We start from the raw sequence: 19,434 nt of genomic DNA, 5'->3' as shown, positions 1-19,434 counted from the left end.
GACGGGCCTGTGCCATGCCGGTGAAAACCCGCCGCGTGCGGTTGCCGATAGTCGTGGCAGATGTCCCGCCACGCCTGCGCGACGGAGGGCCGCGCATTTGCGATGCCAAGGGCGGGACAGCGACGAGGCCGGAGCATTCGCGTTCCAGCCTCGTCGCCTGGGAGAAATTCTGGCCGGAAACCTCACCTCGGCTGTCCGACGACAATTGTATAATCAAATATCCGGGAAACTGTATGACCTGATAAATTTATCGATATGCATAAACCTTCCAGCGCATCAGTTGCGCCTTCGAAGGTGTGCAGAATAACAGTTAATGTCTAATATACATGGCTTCATGCCCATTGTACATGGCTGATTTTGTGGGATTGTCGACATTCCATAACTGGAACTGTTGATGATGCGCTTTTTGCATTGTACACAATAATTGCGATCTAAGAGGTCGCGATGGAGCGGTGTCGCTGGAGGGCGGTGCGTCGGCTCTATCCAACAACACCCAATGGGAGGGGAAGCATGAAGCAGGCACTTCTTTCGATCTGCGCGGCCGCGCTCGGGCTCGCGATGGCCGGTCAGGCCTCGGCAGCCGGCACGCTCGAAACCGTCAAGGCGCGCGGCAAGCTGGTCTGCGGCGTCTCGCTGGCAACGCCGGGTTTTGCGGCGCCCGACGACAAGGGCCGCATGCAGGGCTTCGATGCCGACATCTGCCGGTCGATCGCCGCCGCGGTCTTCGGCGACGGCGACAAGGTCGATTTCGTTCCGACCAACATCAACACGCGCTTCCAGGCGCTGCAGTCCGGCGAGATCGACGTCCTGTCGCGCCAGACGACCCACACCTTCTCGCGCGATGCCTCGCTCGGCCTCGATTTCGGCCCGACGGTTTTTTACGACGGCCAGGGTCTCATGGTGGCGAAGTCGCTCGGCGTTTCCAGCGCCAAGGAGCTGACGGAAGCCGCGATCTGCACCCTGCCGGGCACCACGACGGCGCAGAACATCTCCGACTTCTTCCGCGCGATCAACGGCAAGTTCGAGCTCGTCGTCTTCGAAAGCCCGGACGAGAACCGCGCGGCCTTCTATTCCGGCCGCTGCGAGGCGATCACCTCCGACCGGTCCGACCTTGCCTCGATCCGCGCCGTCGCCAACAATCCGGACGACTATATCGTTCTGCCGGAGACCATCTCCAAGGAGCCGCTGGCGCCGGCCTTCCGCCAGAACGATTCCAACTGGGGTGACATCGTTTCCTGGTCGGTCTGGCTGCTGATGGCCGCCGAGGAGAAGGGCATCACCCAGGCGAATGTCGACGAGAAGCTGAAGAGCGAGGATCCGGACGTGCAGCGCATGCTCGGCGCCACGGAAGAGCTCGGCAAGATGCTCGGCCTCGACAACAAGTGGGGCTACAACATCATCAAGAGCGTCGGCAACTATGGCGAAGTGTTCGAGCGCAGTCTCGGTGAGGGCACCAAGCTCGGCCTGACGCGCGGCCCCAACGCGCTGTGGAACGCCGGCGGCATGATCTACTCGCCGCCGATCCGCTGATCGCTTCCGAGCGATCGTCCGGGCGCGCGCATGGCGGTGCGCGCGCCCATCCCCTTTTGGTCTTTTGCGGTGGGGATACATGGCTTTCCTGCATGACATGCGCTTTCGCGCCTACTTTTACCAGGTCGTCGCGATCGGCGCCGTGATCCTCGTCGGCTGGACGATGTTTTCCACCGCGAGCGGCAATCTCGCCAAACAGAACATCGCGACCGGCTTCGATTTCCTGAACCGGCCCGCCGGCTTCGTCATCACCGAATCCGCCATCGCCTTCGAGGCGACCGATACGGTCGGCCGGGCCATCCTCGTCGGCATCGCCAACACCGTGAAGGTGTCGCTGCTGGCCGCCATTTTCGGCACGCTCATCGGCCTTGCCGTGGGCATCGCGCGCATGTCGCGCAATCCGCTGCTGGCGCGCCTTGCGCTCGTCTATGTCGAGCTTCTGCGCAATGTGCCGCTGCTGCTCTATCTCTTCCTCTGGTATTCGCTGATCATCCTCATCCTGCCGCCGGTCAAGCAGGCGCTGAACCTCCTGCCGGGCGTCTATCTCTCCAACAGCGGCCTCGTCGTGCCGGCGGCCCTCATTGAAAGCGGCGGTGCGGCGCTTTTCGCCTGTCTCCTCGGCGGCGCAGCGGCTGCATTCGTCATTCGCCGGGTCTCCACGCAGAAGCGCGTTGCGACCGGCCGCTCGAACCACGGTGGGCTCATCGCCACGGCTGCCTTCGTGCTGCCGGCCCTGCTGCTCTGGCTTTCCGGCGGCTTCAGCATCGACTGGGATTTCCCGACGGCCGGAAAGTTCCGCCTGACGGGCGGGTTGCATGTCCGGCCGGAATTCGTGGCGCTGCTCTTCGGCCTTGCGCTCAGCGTCTCGGCGACTGTCGCGGAGATCGTGCGTGCCGGCATCCAGGCGGTCGACAAGGGGCAGTGGGAGGCGGCCGCCGCGCTCGGCCTTGCGCGTGGCAAGACCATGCGGCTCGTCGTGCTGCCGCAGGCGCTACGCATCATCATCCCGCCGCTCACCAACACCTACCTTACCGTCTTCAAGAACAGCTCGCTCGCCATCGCCATCGGCTATCCGGACCTTGTCATGGTCTCCAACACGGTGATGAACCAGACGGGTCAGGCGATCGAGACGATTGCGATCTTCATGGGCGTCTACCTTGCCCTCTCGATCACCATTTCGCTCGTGATGAACTGGTACAATGCGCATGTCGCGCTGAAGGAGCGTTGATATGGCCGACGTCCAGACCCTTGTCCTCGCGCCGCCGCAGCCGGCGCCGAGCGCCCCGCGCCTCGGCAGGTTCTCCGCCTATTTCGGCACGCCCGGCAACACGCTCGTCAGTATCTTGTCTATTGCCGCCATCTTTTTCGTCGCCAAGCTCGCCTTCGGCTGGCTGGTGGCCGATGCGGTGTTTTCCGGCGGTGGCGAGACCTGCAAGGCGGCAAGCGGCGCCTGCTGGCCGTTCGTCGCGCAGAAACTGCGCTACATGCTGTTCGGCTTCTATCCCTATGACGAACAGTGGCGGCCGATGCTGGCGCTAGCGCTGCTCTTCGGCGCCTTCCTCTTTTCCATGATGCCGCGCTTCTGGAGCCGGGGTCTGCTTCTTGCCTGGATCCTCGTCGTCCTGCCGGTGCTCTACATCCTGATGGCAGGCGGCATTTTCGGTCTGACGCCCGTTGCGACGACGAGCTGGGGCGGCCTGCCGCTCTCCTTCATGCTCTCCTTCGTCGGGCTGACGCTCGCCATGCCGCTCGGCATCGTGCTGGCGCTGGCGCGTGCCTCCGACCTGCCGGCGATCCGCATTCTCGCCGTGGGCTTCATCGAGATCGTGCGCGGCGTGCCGCTGATCAGCATCCTCTTCATGGCGACGGTCATGCTGCCGCTGTTCATGCCCGAGGGCGTCACCATCGACAAACTGCTGCGCGCGCAGGTGGCGATCATCCTCTTCGCCTCCGCCTATATCGCCGAGATCGTGCGCGGCGGCCTGCAGGACGTGCCCGCGGGGCAATACGAGGCCGGATCCTCGCTCGGGCTGCACTACTGGCAGGTCATGCGCAAGATCGTGCTGCCGCAGGCGCTCAAGAAGGTCATTCCGCCGATGGTGAGCCTGTTCATCGGCTTCTTCCAGGATACGACGCTCGTCACCATCGTCGGCCTCGTCGATTTTCTCGATACGGTGCGTTCGGCCATCCGCGATCCGGAATGGCAGGGCATTGCCGTTCTCGAAGGCTATCTCGTCGCTGCCGCCGTCTACTTCACCTTCAGTGCCCTGATGGGCGCCTATAGCCGTTTCCTCGAAAAGCATTTCCGGACGACCCATGCCTGATACCGTCACCGTCATCCGCAACGCCCATACCGTTATCGCCTACGATGCGGCGTGCGGCGGCCATGCCTATCTGCACGATGCGGACGTCGCCTTCGACGCGGCCGGCTTCGTTCATGTCGGCGGGCGCTACGAAGGCTCGTTTGCGGAGGAGATTTCCGGCCGCGACCGCATGGTCATGCCGGGCCTCGTCAATGTGCACTGCCATTCCGGCGAGGAACCGGTCTCGAAAAGCCTGTTCGAGGACGCCGGCACGGCGGCCCTCTGGGGGCAGGCGATGTACGAATATTCGACGCTGATCGAGATTGGCGACGACGCGGTCGAGGCGGCGCTCACCGTCATGCTCGGCGATCTCCTGCGCAGCGGCGTCACCACCTTCGTCGACATTGCCGGCCCGCATGCCTGCTGGCTGCCGACATTGGTCAAGAGCGGCGCGCGCGCCTATGTCGCCCCGGGCTTCCGCGAGGCGGCCTGGCATGTCGAGGACAGCCACAGGCTGGACTTCCGCTGGGACGGCGCGCGGGGCAGGGAGGCCTTCGCCCGGGCGCTGGAGACGGTCGATGCTGCCCGCGCGCATCCCTCGGGCCGGCTCGGCGGCATCGTCGCCCCGGCACAGGTCGAGACCTGCTCTGCGGCATTGCTGCAGGAGGCTGCGGACGCGGCGCGCAGCCGCGGCGTGCCGATCACCATCCATGCCGCGCAGACCATGGCCGAGCACGAGGAACTGATGCGCCGCCACGGCCTCACCGCCGTCGCCTATCTCGAAAGCCTCGGCCTTCTCGGGCCGGACCTTATCCTCGGGCATTGCATCTTCGTCGACAGCCATGACTGGACGCGCCAGCGCACGGCGGTGGATCTTGAGCGGCTCGCTTCCAGCAGGACGAGCGTCGCCCATTGCCCGGTCACCTTCTCGCGCAGCGGCATGGTGCTGCAGTCGCTCGGCCGCTACCGGCAGGCGGGCGTCAACGTGGCGATCGGCACGGACAGCTATCCGTTCAACATGCTGGAAGAGATGCGCATGGCGATGATCTGCGCCCGCATCGCCGGCGGCTCGGTGTTCGACGTCGATACGGCCGCGGTCTTCGAGGCAGCCACGCTGTCGGGCGCCAAGGCCCTGGGACGCAGCGATATCGGCCGCATCACCCGCGGCGCGAAGGCGGATTTTTCGCTTGTGGACCTCAAGCATCCCGGCATGCAGCCGCTCTACGACCCCCTGCGCAACCTCCTGCACTGCGCCGCCGAGCGCGCCGTCGTCGGCGTCTATGTCGATGGCACCTGCGTCATGCGGGACGACCGCCCGACACTGGTGGACTACGATGGTGCGCTGGCGGAACTGCAGGCGGTGCAGGATTTTGCGGTGCGTCGCCTCCAGGCGAACGATCCGCGTGGCCGGCCCGCCGCGGTGCTTGCGCCGCTGTCGCTGCCGGTCCTGTCCTAACGCAAGCCGGGCCCGGATCGCCGGCAGGTTCCAGGCCGATATCCGTGGTGCTGCGGATCGCCAAGGCGCCGGGGAGGCCCTATGATGGTCTTCCCGATCCCTGACGCGGCTTCATTCCGGATGCGTGCACGCCTGACCTTTCTTCGTTCCTCGGCCGCCCTTGCCGGCGGCTGGTTGCTGTTGCTTGCCGCCTTCGGCCTCTATTCGGCCTGGAGCCACCGGCAGGCGCTGGAACTTGAAGTCTCCGAGAGCGGCCGCGCGCTGCAAAGGGTGATCTCACAGCGCGTCGCGCAGCACGACGCACACCTGACGAGCCTCAGTGCCCTCGGGCTTGCGCAGGCGCAGCCGTCGGAGGATTTCGATCTCGTCGCAAAATCCATCCTGCGCTTTTATCCGCGCATCGTCGCGATCGACCTCGTCGATCTGAGGGCGGGTGAGGGGGCGGGCATCGTGAGTTCGGCGACATCCGCCGATGGCGCGACGGCAAGTCCGGAAGCGGTTTCGCAGGCCGTGGAGGCGCTTACCCCCGGGAAGGCTGCCTTCGGCGCGGATGCGCGGCCCGGCCACTATCGCCTGATGAAGCGCATGAACGACACCATGGCCGTCAGCCTCGATATCGACGGTGCAAAGCTCGTCGAGGGCGAGGAGCTGCCGCGCTGGGCCACGCTCCGGCTGGCGATGGGCGAGGGCACGGTGCTGGAGACGGGGGTGGCGCAGCCCGCGGATTCGAGTTTCCTGGCTCGCACCATCCGTTTCGAGGCGCCGATCGCCAGTGCCACGCAGCCTCTCAGGCTTTCGCTGCAGCGGCATGTCACGCTGGCGGCGCTGCTTCCGCCGCTGCCGCTCGCGCTCTTCGCTGTCCTCTCGCTTGCCGGGCTCGTGCTCGTGCGCTCGCTTTTACGCCACCGGCAGGAGGCGGCGCTGGCACGGGAGGCGGCGGAGGCGGCTGCGCGGCGCGAAGCGCTGCGCCAGCACGAGACGAAGCTCGCCCATGCCCTGCGCATCAACAGCATGGGCGAAATGGCCTCGGGCATTGCCCATGAATTGACCCAGCCGCTGACGGCGCTGCTCAGCCAGAGCCAGGCAGGCCGGCGCATTGCCGCCGCCGCCGGTCTCGCGGATACACCAATCGACAGCGTGCTTGCCGCCAATGTGCTACAGGCCAAGCGTGCGGCCGATATTCTGGTGCGTCTGCGCGCCTATGTCGGCAAGAGTGCATTGGAGGCCGGCCTGCACGACCTTTCCCGACACGTCGCCGATATCGTTGCCCTGTCGCGCATCGACCTCGACCGGCGCGGCATCGCGCTCGATGTCGATCTGCCGGAAGCCCCGGCGCTGGCGCGGGTCGATCCGGTGGAGATCGAGCAGGTCATCCACAACCTCATCCGCAACGCGGCCGATGCGGTGGGCGAGGCAGGGCGGTCGGACGGACGGGTGCGTGTGGCGCTTATGCCGGAGGCGGCGGGTTACGCGATCCGCGTCTTCGACAACGGCACCGGCATCGCGCCGGATATCCAGCCCCGGCTGTTCGAACCGTTCTTCTCGAGCAAGCCTGACGGCATGGGGCTGGGGCTCAGCCTGTGCGAAAGCATCGTCGAGCGTTTCGACGGCAGCATTTCGGCGGAAAACGGGGCGGCTGGCGGCGCTGTCTTCACCGTAAGGCTCCCGGCGGCAGAGGACGTGCAGAAACGGGAAGAGGCAGCGGAATGACGATGGCGCCGGTCTATCTGGTCGATGACGACGAGGGTGTGCGCAGCGCACTCTCGCTTTTGCTCGGCACCTACGGCATCCGCATCGAGACCTTCGGAGATCCTACCGCCTTTCTCGCCCGCGCGCCGAAACTCAGGCCCGGCGTTCTGCTGCTCGACCTGCGCATGCCAGCGATCACGGGCCTGCAATTGCACGAGAAGCTTGCGGCCATCGGCTGCGACTGGCCGACGATCATCTGCACCGGCCATGGCGACGTGCATGCCTGCCGGCGCGCCTTCAAGGCCGGCGTCGTCGATTTTCTCACCAAGCCGATCGACGAGCAGGTGCTGGTCGAGGCGCTGCAACAGGCCTCTGGTGCACTGGATGTGCATGCCGAACGGGCCGAGGCGGCGAAACTGGTGGCGCAGCTCACCGACCGCGAGCGCGAGGTGCTGGACATGGTCGGGCGCGGCTGGTCGACAAAGGAGATCGCCGAAGCCCTGCAGCTGTCGCCCCGCACGGTCGATACGCATCGGGCCAACATCGCCCAGAAGCTCGGCACGACCTCGGTCGCGGAGTTCGCGCGCCTTTCCCTGATCGGGCAGACTCCGTAGTCCTACGGACCCCGCTCCGTCCGTCCACCGATACCGTCTGGGCCGGAAATCTCCGAAAAGAGGGTCGTCGCCGCCAGCAAGACCGAGCGGCCCAGATGGAGATAGACATGAAGACCTTCGTTGCTGCCGCTTTTGCCGCTCTCACGCTTGCCGGCGCTGCCCAGGCGGAAATCCTCACCGAGCGCAACATGCCGCTCGATATCGCCGTTGAGGCCGCCGATGCCGCTGTGAAGGCCTGCGCTGCCAAGAAATTCAACGTATCGGTTGCCGTCGTCGACCGCGCCGGCGTCACCCGCGCCGTCCTGCGTGCCGACCGTGCCGGCCCACACACCCTCGACAGCGCCGTCCGCAAGGCTTTCACCGCCGCCTCGATGCGCACGCCCACCCAGAAGATTGCCGAAAATGTCGGCAAGAACCCGGCTGCTGCCCAGCTCGTTTCGATCGAGGGCCTGCTGGTGCTGGCCGGCGGCGTGCCGGTCAAGGCTGGTGAAGAGACGATCGGCGGCATCGGCGTCGGCGGCGCTCCGAGCGGCGACATCGACGACGAATGCGCCCGCGCCGGCATCGAGGCTGTCAGCGCCAAGCTGAAGTAAGATATTAAGTGACAGGAAAGCCCCGGCATCGTGCGGATGCCGGGGCTTTTTGCCGTCTGGATGCCTCCAGGTTCCGCCTGCTTGAAGCGGATCCCGGGGGCATGTGGCGGGAAATGGGGATTCCTATTCGCGTCCGGGCGAAATATGAGTGCTGCATGGATGATTCGGCGGCGATTCGTTTTTCCGGTCGTGGCGGCGGGGTGTTCCAGGGGAGCGTCCTGCTTGCGACCTGCGCGGCAGCAGTGCTGGCCGCCGGCTGCGCAGCGCGGCCGGGTCCCGGTGTTGCGACCCTTTCCACGACCGTTCCGGCGTCGAGCGCTCTGGTGCTGCCGGCTCCCGGCACGCTTTCGATCGTCAGCGTGATCCAGCGGCAATATACCAATGCGATCGAACAGCAGATCGCGCTTTCCACCTCTGCGGCGACATCCGGCCAGAATTTCATCAGCATCCAGGCCTTCGGTCCGGCCGAGACGGTGGCGATGCCTGGTGGCACGCTCGCCTTCAAGCCGGTGCAGCATTCGGCGATCCGCGGCGAGATGCGCGCGGCACTGCCCGGCCGTGCTCTCGCGATCTCGTCGAATTTCGTGCGCAACGGCTATGGCCCGTTCGGCTACGCCTACGGGCGGGGTGCCGGCGACGATGGCTGCCTCTATGGCTGGCAGCAGATCCGCGCGGACGAGACGGATCGCAGCAAGCTCAACAGCAACGGTTCGATCCAGATCCGCCTGCGCGTCTGCCAGTCCGGCGCCGGCGAGAAGGAGCTGGTCGAGATGATGTACGGCTATACCGTCGTCGGCGGCTTTTCCGGGGCGACCTGGAACCCTTACGGCACACCGCCTTCTGTCGACAGCGGGATCGGCGGCGGGGAGCCGCTGCGGGTTGCGATCGAGGAGCGCAAGGCGCCGGCAAAGGTTGTCGTGGAGAGCGATGCGCGCGTGCCGGCGGTCCGCCGCCAGACGACGGAAAGGAAGCCCGTGCTGCGGCGTACGGATACGCTCGACAGGGGCGATACCGTCATCGTGCCGTCGCCAACGGGTGGTGCCGTCTCGGAAACCGAGGGAGAGGCCGTGGTGGTGCCGTCGCCCGTTTGTGTTACGTCGGCTTCAGGATCTGCAACTTGTAATTGATGGAAGGGTTGTGCTGCCTAATTTCTCCTTAACAAAATGGTGCGTAAGGTTTTCTCGAATGAGCGCGCTATGATGGCGAAGGACGGCGTATGAGACATATCGGCACGATTCTCCTGTGGGCGCTGGTCTCTGCCCTGGTGATGCTCGTTATCACCCTGCCCATCAATCTGCAGACGCAACTTATCGCCAGCATCGCTGTCGTCACCTTCATGGCGGTTATCAAGGTGCTGCGCGCCGAGGGCATCTGGCGGCTGATCGCGCTCGCCTTCGGCACGGCCGTGGTGCTGCGCTACGTCTACTGGCGCACCACAAGCACGCTGCCGCCCCTGAACCAGCTGGAAAACTTCATTCCGGGCTTCCTGCTCTATCTGGCGGAAATGTACAGCGTGATGATGCTGGCGCTCAGCCTCTTCGTCGTGGCGATGCCCCTGCCGCCGCGCAAGAGCCGGCTGGCGGAGGAGGGCAGGCTGCCCTCCGTCGACGTCTTCGTGCCGAGTTATAACGAGGATATCGGCCTTCTCGCCAACACGCTCGCCGCCGCCAAGGCGATGGACTATCCGGCGGACAAGCTCACCGTGTGGCTGCTCGACGATGGCGGCACGGAGCAGAAGCGCAATGCCGCGGCGGTGATCGAGGCGCAGACGGCCGAGGCCCGCCACCGCGAGCTTCAGACGCTCTGCCGCGATCTCGGCGTCAACTATCTGACCCGCGCCCGCAACGAGCATGCCAAGGCCGGCAACATGAACAACGGCATGCAGCACTCGACCGGCGAGCTGATCGCCGTTTTCGATGCGGACCACGCACCCGCCCGCGATTTCCTGCGCGAGACCGTCGGCTATTTTGCGGACGACCCGAAACTCTTCCTCGTCCAGACCCCGCACTTCTTCCTCAATCCGGATCCGCTGGAGCGGAACCTGCGCACCTTCGAGACGATGCCGAGCGAGAACGAGATGTTCTACGGCATCATCCAGCGCGGCCTCGACAAGTGGAACGCCGCCTTCTTCTGCGGCTCGGCCGCGGTGCTGCGGCGCACAGCGCTCAACGAGGCGGGCGGCTTCTCCGGCCTTTCGATCACCGAGGACTGCGAGACGGCGCTGGCGCTGCATTCGCGCGGCTGGAACAGCGTCTATGTCGACAAGCCGCTGATCGCCGGGCTGCAGCCCGCCACCTTCGCCAGCTTCATCGGCCAGCGCAGCCGCTGGGCGCAGGGCATGATGCAGATCCTGCGATTCCGTTTCCCGCTGTTCAAGCGCGGGCTCTCGCTGGCGCAGCGGCTCTGCTACATGTCGTCCATGCTGTTCTGGCTGTTCCCGTTCCCGCGGACCATCTTCCTCTTCGCGCCGCTCTTCTACCTGTTCTTCGATCTGGAAATCTTCACGGCCTCCGGCGGCGAATTCCTCGGCTACACGCTCGCCTACATGCTCGTGAACCTGATGATGCAGAACTACCTCTACGGTTCGTTCCGCTGGCCCTGGATTTCCGAGCTTTACGAATATGTGCAGAGCGTGCATCTCCTGCCCGCCGTCGTCTCGGTCATGCTCAACCCGACCAAGCCGACCTTCAAGGTGACGGCAAAGGACGAGTCGATCCGCGAATCGCGGCTTTCGGAGATCAGCCGGCCGTTCTTCGTCATCTTCGCCGTGCTGTTCGTCGCCTTCCTCATGAGCATCTACCGCTTCTATTCCGAGCCCTACAAGGCGGACGTCACCTTCGTCGTCGGCGGGTGGAACCTGCTTAACCTCATCATCGCGGGCTGCGCGCTCGGCGTCGTGTCGGAACGCAGCGAGCGGGCGGCGAGCCGGCGTGTGACGGTCAAGCGGCGCTGCACGTTCATCATCGACGGCCGCGAATATCCCTCGACGCTGGAAAATGTCTCGGCCAACGGCGCGCGGGTGCAGGTCTTCGGGCTGGAGCCGGATCTGGCGACGGGGGCGCGCTGCCAACTGCGTTTCACGCCTTACGGCGCGCACTACGAGGAGGCCCTGCCGGTCGACGTGCGCAATGTCGAAAACCTCGGCAGCGTGAGCGCCGTCGGCTGCCGCTTCATGCCGGAAGTGGCGCGGCACCATTCGCTCGTCGCCGACCTGATCTTCGCCAATTCCAACCAGTGGAGCGACTTCCAGGTCTCGCGCCGCTACAATCCCGGCCTCTTCCGCGGGACCCTCTGGTTCCTCGGCATCGCCCTTTACCAAACGAGCCGCGGGCTTCTCTATTTCGCGCGCAGCCTTGGCGGCGCTCGCAAGGGGGAGACGACATCGTGAGCGTCCTCACCGTCAAGGCCGTCTTTGCCGGCCTCGCCTTCGCCCTGTCCGCATCCGTCGCCCTGGCGCAGGATACGTCCGTTCCTTTCGACATGTCCGGCGAACGCGGTCCGACCATCGAAAAGACGCCCACGGTGGAGGGCAGCACGCCCACCGCGCGGGAAACGAAGCAGCCGGAGAAGAAGGCCGCGACGCCGGATCTCGGTCTCCGGCGCTACATCATTTCCGCGAAATCGCTGCTTCTGGAAGGGGAGGTCGCAAGCCATTCCTTCCCGCTTTTCCTGACCCCGCAGCAAGCGGGCAGCGCGACGACGATCAATCTCGGCTACTCCAATGCCGTCGTGGTGGCCCCGGAAATCTCGCGGCTCAGCGTCATCGTCAACGATGCGGTCGTCGGCGAGGTTCCGGTCCAGTCGGCGGAGGGCGTCAAGGACGTGCGCTTCGACCTGCCGGCGGGCCTGCTTCGCCCCGGCATCAACCGGGTGACCTTCAACGCCGTGCACCGGCACCGGACGGATTGCACGATCCGCTCGACCTATGACCTTTGGACGTCGCTCGACCCGTCCCGCACCTATCTGACGGTGCCGCGCGACACGAGTGGCCGCCTGCTGACAACCGACGACATCGCCGCCATCGGCCTCGGGCCGACGGGGCAGACGAAGTTCGTCATGGTCGTGCCGGAAATGGGCCAGCCCGTTGCCACCAATGCGTTGATGCGACTTAGCCAGGGCCTTGCGCTGATGGCGAAGATGCCCAATCAGACATTCGATCTGACGGACACGCTGCCGGCGACGGCAGGTGCCGGTGAGCTGACGGTGCTGGTCGGCACGGCCGGCGATCTCGCGCCGCTGTTGCCGGGCCTGCCGGCGACGGCGCGCTCCTCGGCTGTCGCCACCTTCGTCGATGCGCCGGCCGGCGATCGCAAGGTCTTCGTCGTCAGCGGTCCGGACTGGCCGTCGATCGAGGGGGCCGTGGAAGGCATGGTCTCGCCCATCGACCGGCCGCTCGGCGTGACGCGCGAGGCGCTCAGCGTGCGCCAGCGCAACGGCACCGACATGCCGCTCCTGTCCGGCGAGACGTCTCTCAGCTTTTCCGCGCTCGGCGTGCGCACCGGCGAGTTCAGCGGCCGGCGCTATCGTACCGGCTTCGACATCGGCATCCCCCCGGATTTCTACGCGGATGCCTACGGCGAGGCGACGTTGCTGCTCGATGCCGCCTATTCGCCGGAAGTGCTGCCCGGCAGCCATATCGACATCTATGTGAACGGCAACATCGCAACGACCGTGCCGATCACCAACCGCAACGGCGGTATCTTCCGCCACCTGCCGATCCGCGTCACCATGCGGCATTTCCGGCCGGGGCCGAACCGCATCGACATCGAGACCGCGCTCCTGACGGAGGCGGACAAGATCTGCGCCCCGGGCGCGAGCGCCAGTGACGAGCCGCGCTTTGCGTTGTTCGATTCCTCGGAGTTCCGCATGCCGCGTTTTGCCCGCGTCGCGCAGCTGCCCAATCTTGCCGCGCTCTCGGGCACGGGGTTCCCCTATAACGGTCAGGTCGACCCGATGGCGCTCTACCTTGATCGCCTGGATGCGGACACGTTGTCGACGAGTGCCACCTTCCTCGGCAAGATGGCAGTCTCGAGCGGGCGGGCGCTGCAGGTGCGACCGGAATCCTCGGCGCTCGCCATCGGTGAGCGCAATGCCATCCTCGTCGGCACGATCTCGCAGCTTCCCCCGCTCGTGCTCGGACAGACGCATATCGCAGCCGAAAGCGCCTCCGCCTGGGGCGGGCCGGTCGATGGCGGCGGACAGCACGGCGCGACGCAGGAGGCCTTCGACGAATGGCAATCACGCGTGCGCGGCGGTTCGTGGCGCGGCCAGATTTCCGCGTTCGAGGCCTGGCTGCAGGAGACCTTCGACATCCCGCTCTCCTCGCTTCGCCTGCTGCCGGGAGCGGAGTCGCTCGTGGCGCCCGGCGATACGGCGCGCTTCCTGGTGGCGCAAGGCAACAGCCCCGATGAAAGCGCGACCTGGACCGTGCTTTCCGCACCGACGGGGGCCGATCTCAAGGCAGGGATGGTGGCGGTCGCGCAGAACGATCGCTGGCAGCAGCTTGACGGCTATGTCAGCCTGGACAGCAAGGATGTGGACGCGCTCGACACACGCCCGGTCAGCCGAACGCGCTTCGTGGCGACGCAGCCCTGGACCTTCTCCAACATGCGGCTGGTCGCGGCGAACTGGCTGTCCTCCAATATCCTCGCCTATGCGGTGGTGTTCTGCGTGCTGTCGATCCTGCTCGGCATTGCCACATCCGGCCTTCTGCGCCGCTTCGGTAGGGAAGTCTGAGGGCGCGTGTTTACCGTCGGTTAACCCTATCGGGGTTTTATCACGATTGGTTGGCTCATCCGGGGGACAGAACGACATGTCCCATCGTTCATGGCGCATGGTGTCGCTGTGGACCGTCCGGGCCGACTGAAGTGTTGCAGCGTCCCTCGTGCGTCATGACTGATGCTTGGCGCTGTGGTGGCAGTGATGGACCGAAGGAAATTCGGGATGAAGTCGATCCTCGTGGCGTTCGTCCTCGTCTCCGCCGGCGCAGCCAGCGTCGCAGGCGTATCCTTTGGCGTGCCCGCCGGTCTGGTGAAGGGCCTGCCGCACCTCGGCGCGGGCACCGACGAGGTTACCACGAACAGCCTGGATGAAGCGTCCTCCGCCCTGACCAAGCAGTCGCGCGTGGAAATCGCGCAGGCGCAGCAGGCCGGGCAGACGGCCGGGACCGGTACGGAGCCGACGGCCGTCGTGGAGCCCGTCGAGAACAAGCCGGTGGTCGACGAAAGCGCGCTGCGCTATTTCGCGGCGCGCGGCGATACGGCCCGGCTGAATGCGGAAATCGCCCGTCTGCGCACGCTCTATCCGACCTGGATACCGCCGGAAAATCCGCTTGCCGTGCCGGTCAACGAAGACCGCCAGCTCGAGGCGATGTGGGCGCTCTACGCCCAGTCGCGGTACGCCGACGTGCGCGCGGCGATCGCCAAGCGCCAGCAGGACGACCCGCAATGGACGCCGCCCGCCGATCTTGTCGATCGTCTCGACGTGGCGGAAAAGCGTGCCGAACTGGTGGCGGCTTCCAATGCCGGGCGCAGCGAGGATGTCGTGCGTCTTGGGGCGGAAACACCCAGCCTGCTCACCTGCTCGGATGCCGATGTGCTCTGGCGCGTTGCCGAAGCCTTCGTGAAGACCGAGCGCGTGCAGCGCGCCAAGGATGCCTACGGCTACATGCTCGACAATTGCTCTGACGGGCCGATCCGTATCGCGACCGTGCAGAAGGCCTCGACCCTGCTCGGCTATGCGGACATGCAGGACCTCGTCGCCCGTGAGCGGACCGGCGCCGATGGCGTCAAGGAATTCGACGTGATCCGCAACGATCTTGCCCGTCGCTTCGTCGGCGAGGGCGACGAGGATGCGACGATCACCGTGGCGCCGGCCTATCTGAAGCTCGTCGAAAAGCTGGTGACGGACGAGGGGCTCGCCTCCGACGCGCTGCTCCTCGGCTGGTATCATCTGCGGCGCGATCAGAATGCGCAGGCCGAACCCTTCTTCCGCAAGGCGCGTGCCGTCGAGGATTCCGCCTCGGCCTCCCAGGGCCTCGCCCTCATCCTCCTGGCGCGCAAGATGCCCGTCGATGCGGAGGACGTGATGTATGCCTGGCGCACGACCTCCGACCAGGCGATGCAGACCTATCTCGCGGCCACCGCCAACCTGCTGGCGCTCGATCCGCCGCCGAAGCTCGATGCCAAGGTGCTCGGTCGCATCGCGCAGGTGACGCTGGAGGAAAAACATCCCGAGACCGGCGAACAGTTCGGCTGGTATGCGCTCGCCATGGATCAGCCGGAAACGGCGGAGGAATGGTTTTCGCAGGTGCTGAAATGGAAGGCCGACTATGAGCCTGCCGCCTACGGCCTTGGCGTCGCACGGCTGAGATTGGAGGACCGCGCCGGTCTTGCCGCCGTCAAGCAGGCCTGGGCGGAGCGGTCCGAGCGCATCGCGCTGCTTGGCGAGCGCGACACGAGCGAAGAGGCTGCTCCGGTGCTGCGCGACCGGCAGGCACGGATCGCCCGCACCGAGCGCCGGGTGCCGCTGCGCGAAGTGGTCGAGGAGGTTGCGCTGAAGCCGCAGCGCGGCGCCCGCACGGTGCGCCGGATGGAGGGCGCCGTGGATTGCCGCAGCACGCGCGATCCCAGCGGTCTTTCGGCAGCAGGCGCGCTTTCGCTCGGCTGGTGCCTGATGGAGGTCAACCGGCCGCTGGAGGCCGCGCAGGCCTTCGAAGCGGCGCTGGCGGGCGAGGGGCGCACGCGCAGCGACGCTGCCTATGGCCAGAGCCTTGCCTATCTGCGGGCCGGACTGACGAGTGATGCCGCGGTCTCCGCCACCAAGGCCAGGCTCGAACAGGGCCGCGTTGCCGAATTGCAGACGGCGATCCTCGGCGATCGAGCCGTCAGCAGCTTTCGTGCGCAGCGCTATCGCGAAACGCTGGTGTTCCTGGACCAGCGCCGCCAGTACCATGCGGAGCCCGCGGACCTGATGGTGCTGCGTGCCTATGCCTACAAGAACCTCGGCATGCGCGTGGATGCCATGCGGCTGTTCGAAGCGCTGGGCGAGACCGGGCGGCAGGATGCCATCCGTGCGCTCGCCGAAATGCGCCGCGAGCGGGATGGCCGCAAGTAACGCGCTTTGGCCGTAACTCCGAGGGAGGATGATGCATGCGCCTTCGTGCCCTTGTGGTGGTTGCCTTTCCGCTGTTCGCCTCTCCGCTCGCTGCCGCCGAGGGGCGTTATGTCGTCTGCGACAACGGCCTTCGCTGCGTGAAGGCGCCTTGCCCGTCCTCGACCGCCCGCAATGTCGACAGCGGCGAGGAGTTCCGCGGTGTCTCTCCCGATATCGGCGGGCTTGCCGAGGTGGACCAGCAGCGCATCCGCAAGACGGACGCGCTTTACTACGGCCGGCTTGTGCTGCGCGGCCATGTCGAGGGCCGTGACCACGAGATTGCCGGCAGGCGCCAGGCCCTGCCGATCCTCGTCATCACCGGCATCGAGGGCGAGGCCATGGCCGATGAGCGGCGGCATTGCCGGGCCGGCTAGCCGCTGGGCGGAAGCCCATGAATTTTCCCTAGTCGCGATCGGGTGCCCCGAGCGGAAAGAATTTCCGGAAGGGGCGGGCTTCGTCCACGGCGCGGGCGAAGGAGGGGCGGGCGAGCAGGCGCCGGCGATAGGCGTGCACACGGGCGAAGGCCGGGTCGATGGCGTGTGTCCAGTCCGCATAGAACAGGAAGGGGGCGGCGGCGCAGTCGGCCAGTGTGAAGCGGTCGCCCGAAGCCCAGATCCGGCCGTCCATATGTGTGTCGAGCCAGGCATAGGCACGTTCTAGCATGTCGCGCGCCTGCGCTACGCCGTAGGGATCGCGCTCGTCCTCCGACCGGATGGCGTTGAAGACGATCGTCTGTTGCGGTGTCGAGACGTAGTTGTCGAAGAAGCGGTCGAGCATGCGCACGTCGATCGCCGCTTTCGGATCGTCCGGGATGAGCTTGACCGGGCCAGGGTGATGGAGCCCGAGATATTCGATGATGATGCTCGCTTCGAGGATCGTGCGGTCGCCGTCAACGAGGATCGGGAATCGTTTTATCGGCCAGCGCCTCTCGAAATCGGCCAGCGTATCGGGATCGGTGTGGTCGAGCAGGCGGTAGTCGAAGTCGGTGCCGTTTTCATAAAGCGCCGTCAGCGCCTTCTGGCAGTAGCTGGAAAAGGGATGAGCATAGAGAACGGGTTTCATGGCAACCTCCGCAGCTGCGGATGTTGTCGCAAATCCGATTGCGAAGTGCAATCGGTTTCTCCTTCAGCCTGCGCGCAGCAGCAGCACCTGACGCACGTCCTGGCCGTGCGGCCTTGAAAATTGCATCTGGGCGAGGGGGATCGCCAGAACCATGAAAACCAGGGCTGTCACGAACAGCATGCCCGGGTGCAGCAGTCTCGATTTCACGCATCACCTCATACACGACTGTGCGTCTTGTCCACTGCCAAGCTGACGCTGCGCTGAACGCGGCCGCCGGCGTCGTTCAGGCGGCTGTCAGTTTCGCGGGGCAGGGAGGGCGCGGGATGGCGGCCCGCGGGCTGCCGGAGACGCTTTCGAAAGGACATCCGATGCGCGAAACAACCGGCAAGGCCGGCTTCCCCGCCTTCTGGCGGCCGCAACTCGGCAGCATCGCCGTCAGCATCCTGACGGCGCTCTACTTGCTCGCTTTGACCAACCGCAGCTTCTGGTCGAAAGGCTGGCTCTACCTCGACGGCCGGCCGACCACGTTCTTCTCCATCGCCGTCGGCATCGCCTGCCTCTACATTGCGCTCTGTGTCGCGGTCTCCGTGAAATATGCGATGAAGCCGATCTTCATCCTGCTCATCCTGGCAAGCGCCGCGGGCGCCTGGTTCATGGATCGGTATGGCGTGATCATCGACATGGAGATGATCCGCAATGCGGCCGAGACGAACAGCGCGGAGGCCGGGCACCTCATCACCCCGGGTTTCGTCCTGCACATGCTGGTCTATGGCGTGCTGCCCTCGGCGCTCCTCATTTGGGTCAAGGTCCGCCACAACACCTTCTTCTGGAAGCTGCGGGCCAATCTTGCGGTCATCCTGCCCGCGCTGGTCATCGCGCTGGTCGCCGGCCTTTCCCATGCCCGCGTCTATGCCGCCACCGTCCGGTCGCATCACGACTGGTTCGAGACGCTGAACCCCATCGTGCCGCTCGTCACGGCCGTGCAGTTCGCCGCCGGCCAATCGGCGGATCGCAACGTGGTGGCCGCTCCGCTGGGGACGGATGCCCGCGTCGTCGATGGTCCCTTCACCGAGCGCAAGCCGCGGCTGATGGTCGTCGTTGCCGGCGAGACGGCTCGTGCCGCCAATTTCTCGCTCGGCGGCTATGAACGTGAGACCAATCCCGAGCTGAAGACGAAGGACATCCGCTACTTCGGCGATACGACGAGCTGCGGCACGGCGACCGCGGTCTCGCTGCCCTGCATGTTCTCCGTCTACACCCGCGCCGACTATTCGCACCGCAAGGGGCTGGAGACCGAGAACCTGCTCGACGTGCTCTCCCGTGCCGGCGTCGATGTCGAATGGTGGGACAACAATACCGGCAGCAAGAAGATCGCCGCGCGCGTGAAGGAACGTTCGCTGATCGCGGGCGGCAACCCGCGTTATTGTTCGGGCGGCGAGTGCCAGGACCAGGTGCTGCTCGACAATCTCGACGCCTGGATCGGCTCGGTGAAGAAGGACACAGTGCTCGTGCTGCATCAGATCGGCAGTCACGGCCCGTCCTATTGGCTGCGGTATCCCGAGGAATACCGCCGCTTCAAGCCGGATTGCCGCAGCGCTGAGTTTTCCGATTGCACACGCGAGGAGATCGTCAACGCCTATGACAACACCATCGCCTATACCGACCATGTCCTTGCCGGCGTGATCGACCGGCTGCAGAAGGCGGAGGGCAGCCTCGACGTCTCCATGCTCTACATGTCCGATCACGGCGAATCGCTCGGCGAGCTCGGCCTCTATCTGCATGGTGCGCCCTACATGATCGCGCCGGGCGAGCAGACCCATGTGCCCTTCGTGCTCTGGCTCGGCAAGGATGCCAAGGCCGCCTATTCCGAAGCCTGTCTCGATGCGGAAACGCTGAAGCCGCAATCGCATGACAAGCTCTTCCATACCGTTCTGGGCATGATGCGCGTGGAAACGAAGGTGCGCGACCCCGCGCTCGACCTCATGTCATCCTGCCGGCTCGGCGCCGTTTCCTGACCGGGATGGGCGATGGCA

The 19,434-nt window shown here is 65.7% G+C and carries 15 protein-coding genes; 13 read left to right on the top strand and 2 right to left on the bottom strand.

Features of this window, described 5'->3' with window-relative positions; genetic code table 11:
* Positions 1-510: 510 nt before the first annotated feature.
* The 12 genes from K0P03_RS12210 (at position 511) to K0P03_RS12155 (ending at position 16,713) form a co-directional block, all read left to right on the top strand.
* Complete coding sequence (locus K0P03_RS12210; protein WP_272789710.1) at positions 511-1,530, top strand: amino acid ABC transporter substrate-binding protein; 1,020 nt, start codon at positions 511-513, stop codon at positions 1,528-1,530.
* Positions 1,531-1,609: 79 nt separating this feature from the next.
* Complete coding sequence (locus tag K0P03_RS12205; RefSeq protein WP_272789709.1) at positions 1,610-2,758, top strand: amino acid ABC transporter permease; 1,149 nt, start codon at positions 1,610-1,612, stop codon at positions 2,756-2,758.
* A gap of 1 nt (position 2,759) precedes the next feature.
* Positions 2,760-3,854 carry an amino acid ABC transporter permease gene (locus tag K0P03_RS12200; protein ID WP_023517070.1) on the top strand — a complete coding sequence of 365 codons (1,095 nt, stop codon included), beginning with the start codon at positions 2,760-2,762 and terminating at the stop codon, positions 3,852-3,854.
* Positions 3,847-5,289: an amidohydrolase family protein gene (locus tag K0P03_RS12195; RefSeq protein WP_272789708.1), complete on the top strand. Its 1,443-nt coding sequence runs from the start codon at positions 3,847-3,849 to the stop codon at positions 5,287-5,289. The genes K0P03_RS12200 and K0P03_RS12195 overlap by 8 nt, the downstream gene beginning before the upstream one ends.
* Before the next feature lie 81 nt (positions 5,290-5,370).
* Positions 5,371-6,999 carry a sensor histidine kinase gene (locus tag K0P03_RS12190; RefSeq protein ID WP_037406919.1) on the top strand — a complete coding sequence of 543 codons (1,629 nt, stop codon included), beginning with the start codon at positions 5,371-5,373 and terminating at the stop codon, positions 6,997-6,999.
* On the top strand, positions 6,996-7,592 hold the full coding sequence (locus K0P03_RS12185; protein WP_272789707.1) for a response regulator transcription factor: 597 nt from the start codon (positions 6,996-6,998) through the stop codon (positions 7,590-7,592). Before K0P03_RS12190 ends, K0P03_RS12185 begins: the two co-directional genes overlap by 4 nt.
* A 107-nt stretch (positions 7,593-7,699) precedes the next feature.
* Entirely contained in the window at positions 7,700-8,185 is a 486-nt protein-coding gene (locus K0P03_RS12180; protein WP_023514348.1) for a GlcG/HbpS family heme-binding protein, read from the top strand.
* Between the two features lie 155 nt (positions 8,186-8,340).
* Positions 8,341-9,312: a cellulose biosynthesis protein BcsN gene (gene bcsN, locus K0P03_RS12175; protein ID WP_051758642.1), complete on the top strand. Its 972-nt coding sequence runs from the start codon at positions 8,341-8,343 to the stop codon at positions 9,310-9,312.
* An 89-nt stretch (positions 9,313-9,401) separates the two neighbouring features.
* A complete protein-coding gene (gene bcsA, locus K0P03_RS12170) occupies positions 9,402-11,573 on the top strand; it encodes a UDP-forming cellulose synthase catalytic subunit (RefSeq protein WP_024270485.1) in 2,172 nt (723 codons plus the stop codon).
* The gene (locus tag K0P03_RS12165; RefSeq protein WP_272789706.1) at positions 11,570-13,921 is read left to right on the top strand and encodes a cellulose biosynthesis cyclic di-GMP-binding regulatory protein BcsB; all 2,352 of its coding nucleotides are present in this window, start codon (positions 11,570-11,572) and stop codon (positions 13,919-13,921) included. Before bcsA ends, K0P03_RS12165 begins: the two co-directional genes overlap by 4 nt.
* Positions 13,922-14,128: 207 nt before the next feature.
* Positions 14,129-16,300: a cellulose synthase gene (locus K0P03_RS12160; RefSeq protein WP_272789705.1), complete on the top strand. Its 2,172-nt coding sequence runs from the start codon at positions 14,129-14,131 to the stop codon at positions 16,298-16,300.
* A 35-nt stretch (positions 16,301-16,335) separates the two neighbouring features.
* Complete coding sequence (locus tag K0P03_RS12155) at positions 16,336-16,713, top strand: hypothetical protein (protein WP_272789704.1); 378 nt, start codon at positions 16,336-16,338, stop codon at positions 16,711-16,713.
* A gap of 28 nt (positions 16,714-16,741) precedes the next feature.
* On the opposite strand, the gene K0P03_RS12150 is transcribed toward K0P03_RS12155, so the two are convergent.
* Positions 16,742-17,401 carry a glutathione S-transferase family protein gene (locus K0P03_RS12150; protein WP_272789703.1) on the bottom strand — a complete coding sequence of 220 codons (660 nt, stop codon included), beginning with the start codon at positions 17,399-17,401 and terminating at the stop codon, positions 16,742-16,744.
* Positions 17,402-17,464: 63 nt separating this feature from the next.
* Positions 17,465-17,608, bottom strand: coding sequence for a hypothetical protein (locus K0P03_RS12145; RefSeq protein ID WP_023513321.1), 144 nt, complete (start codon positions 17,606-17,608; stop codon positions 17,465-17,467).
* Between the two features lie 161 nt (positions 17,609-17,769).
* Between K0P03_RS12145 and K0P03_RS12140 the strand changes: the two genes are divergently transcribed.
* On the top strand, positions 17,770-19,416 hold the full coding sequence (locus K0P03_RS12140; RefSeq protein WP_050744597.1) for a phosphoethanolamine transferase: 1,647 nt from the start codon (positions 17,770-17,772) through the stop codon (positions 19,414-19,416).
* The last annotated feature ends 18 nt before the right edge of the window (positions 19,417-19,434 follow it).

Origin of the sequence: Shinella sp. HY16 (genome assembly GCF_028534175.1) — a bacterium.
GTDB lineage: Bacteria > Pseudomonadota > Alphaproteobacteria > Rhizobiales > Rhizobiaceae > Shinella.
The sequence above is the reverse complement of the archived record's forward strand: the minus strand, read 5'-3'. Positions and strand labels throughout refer to the sequence as shown.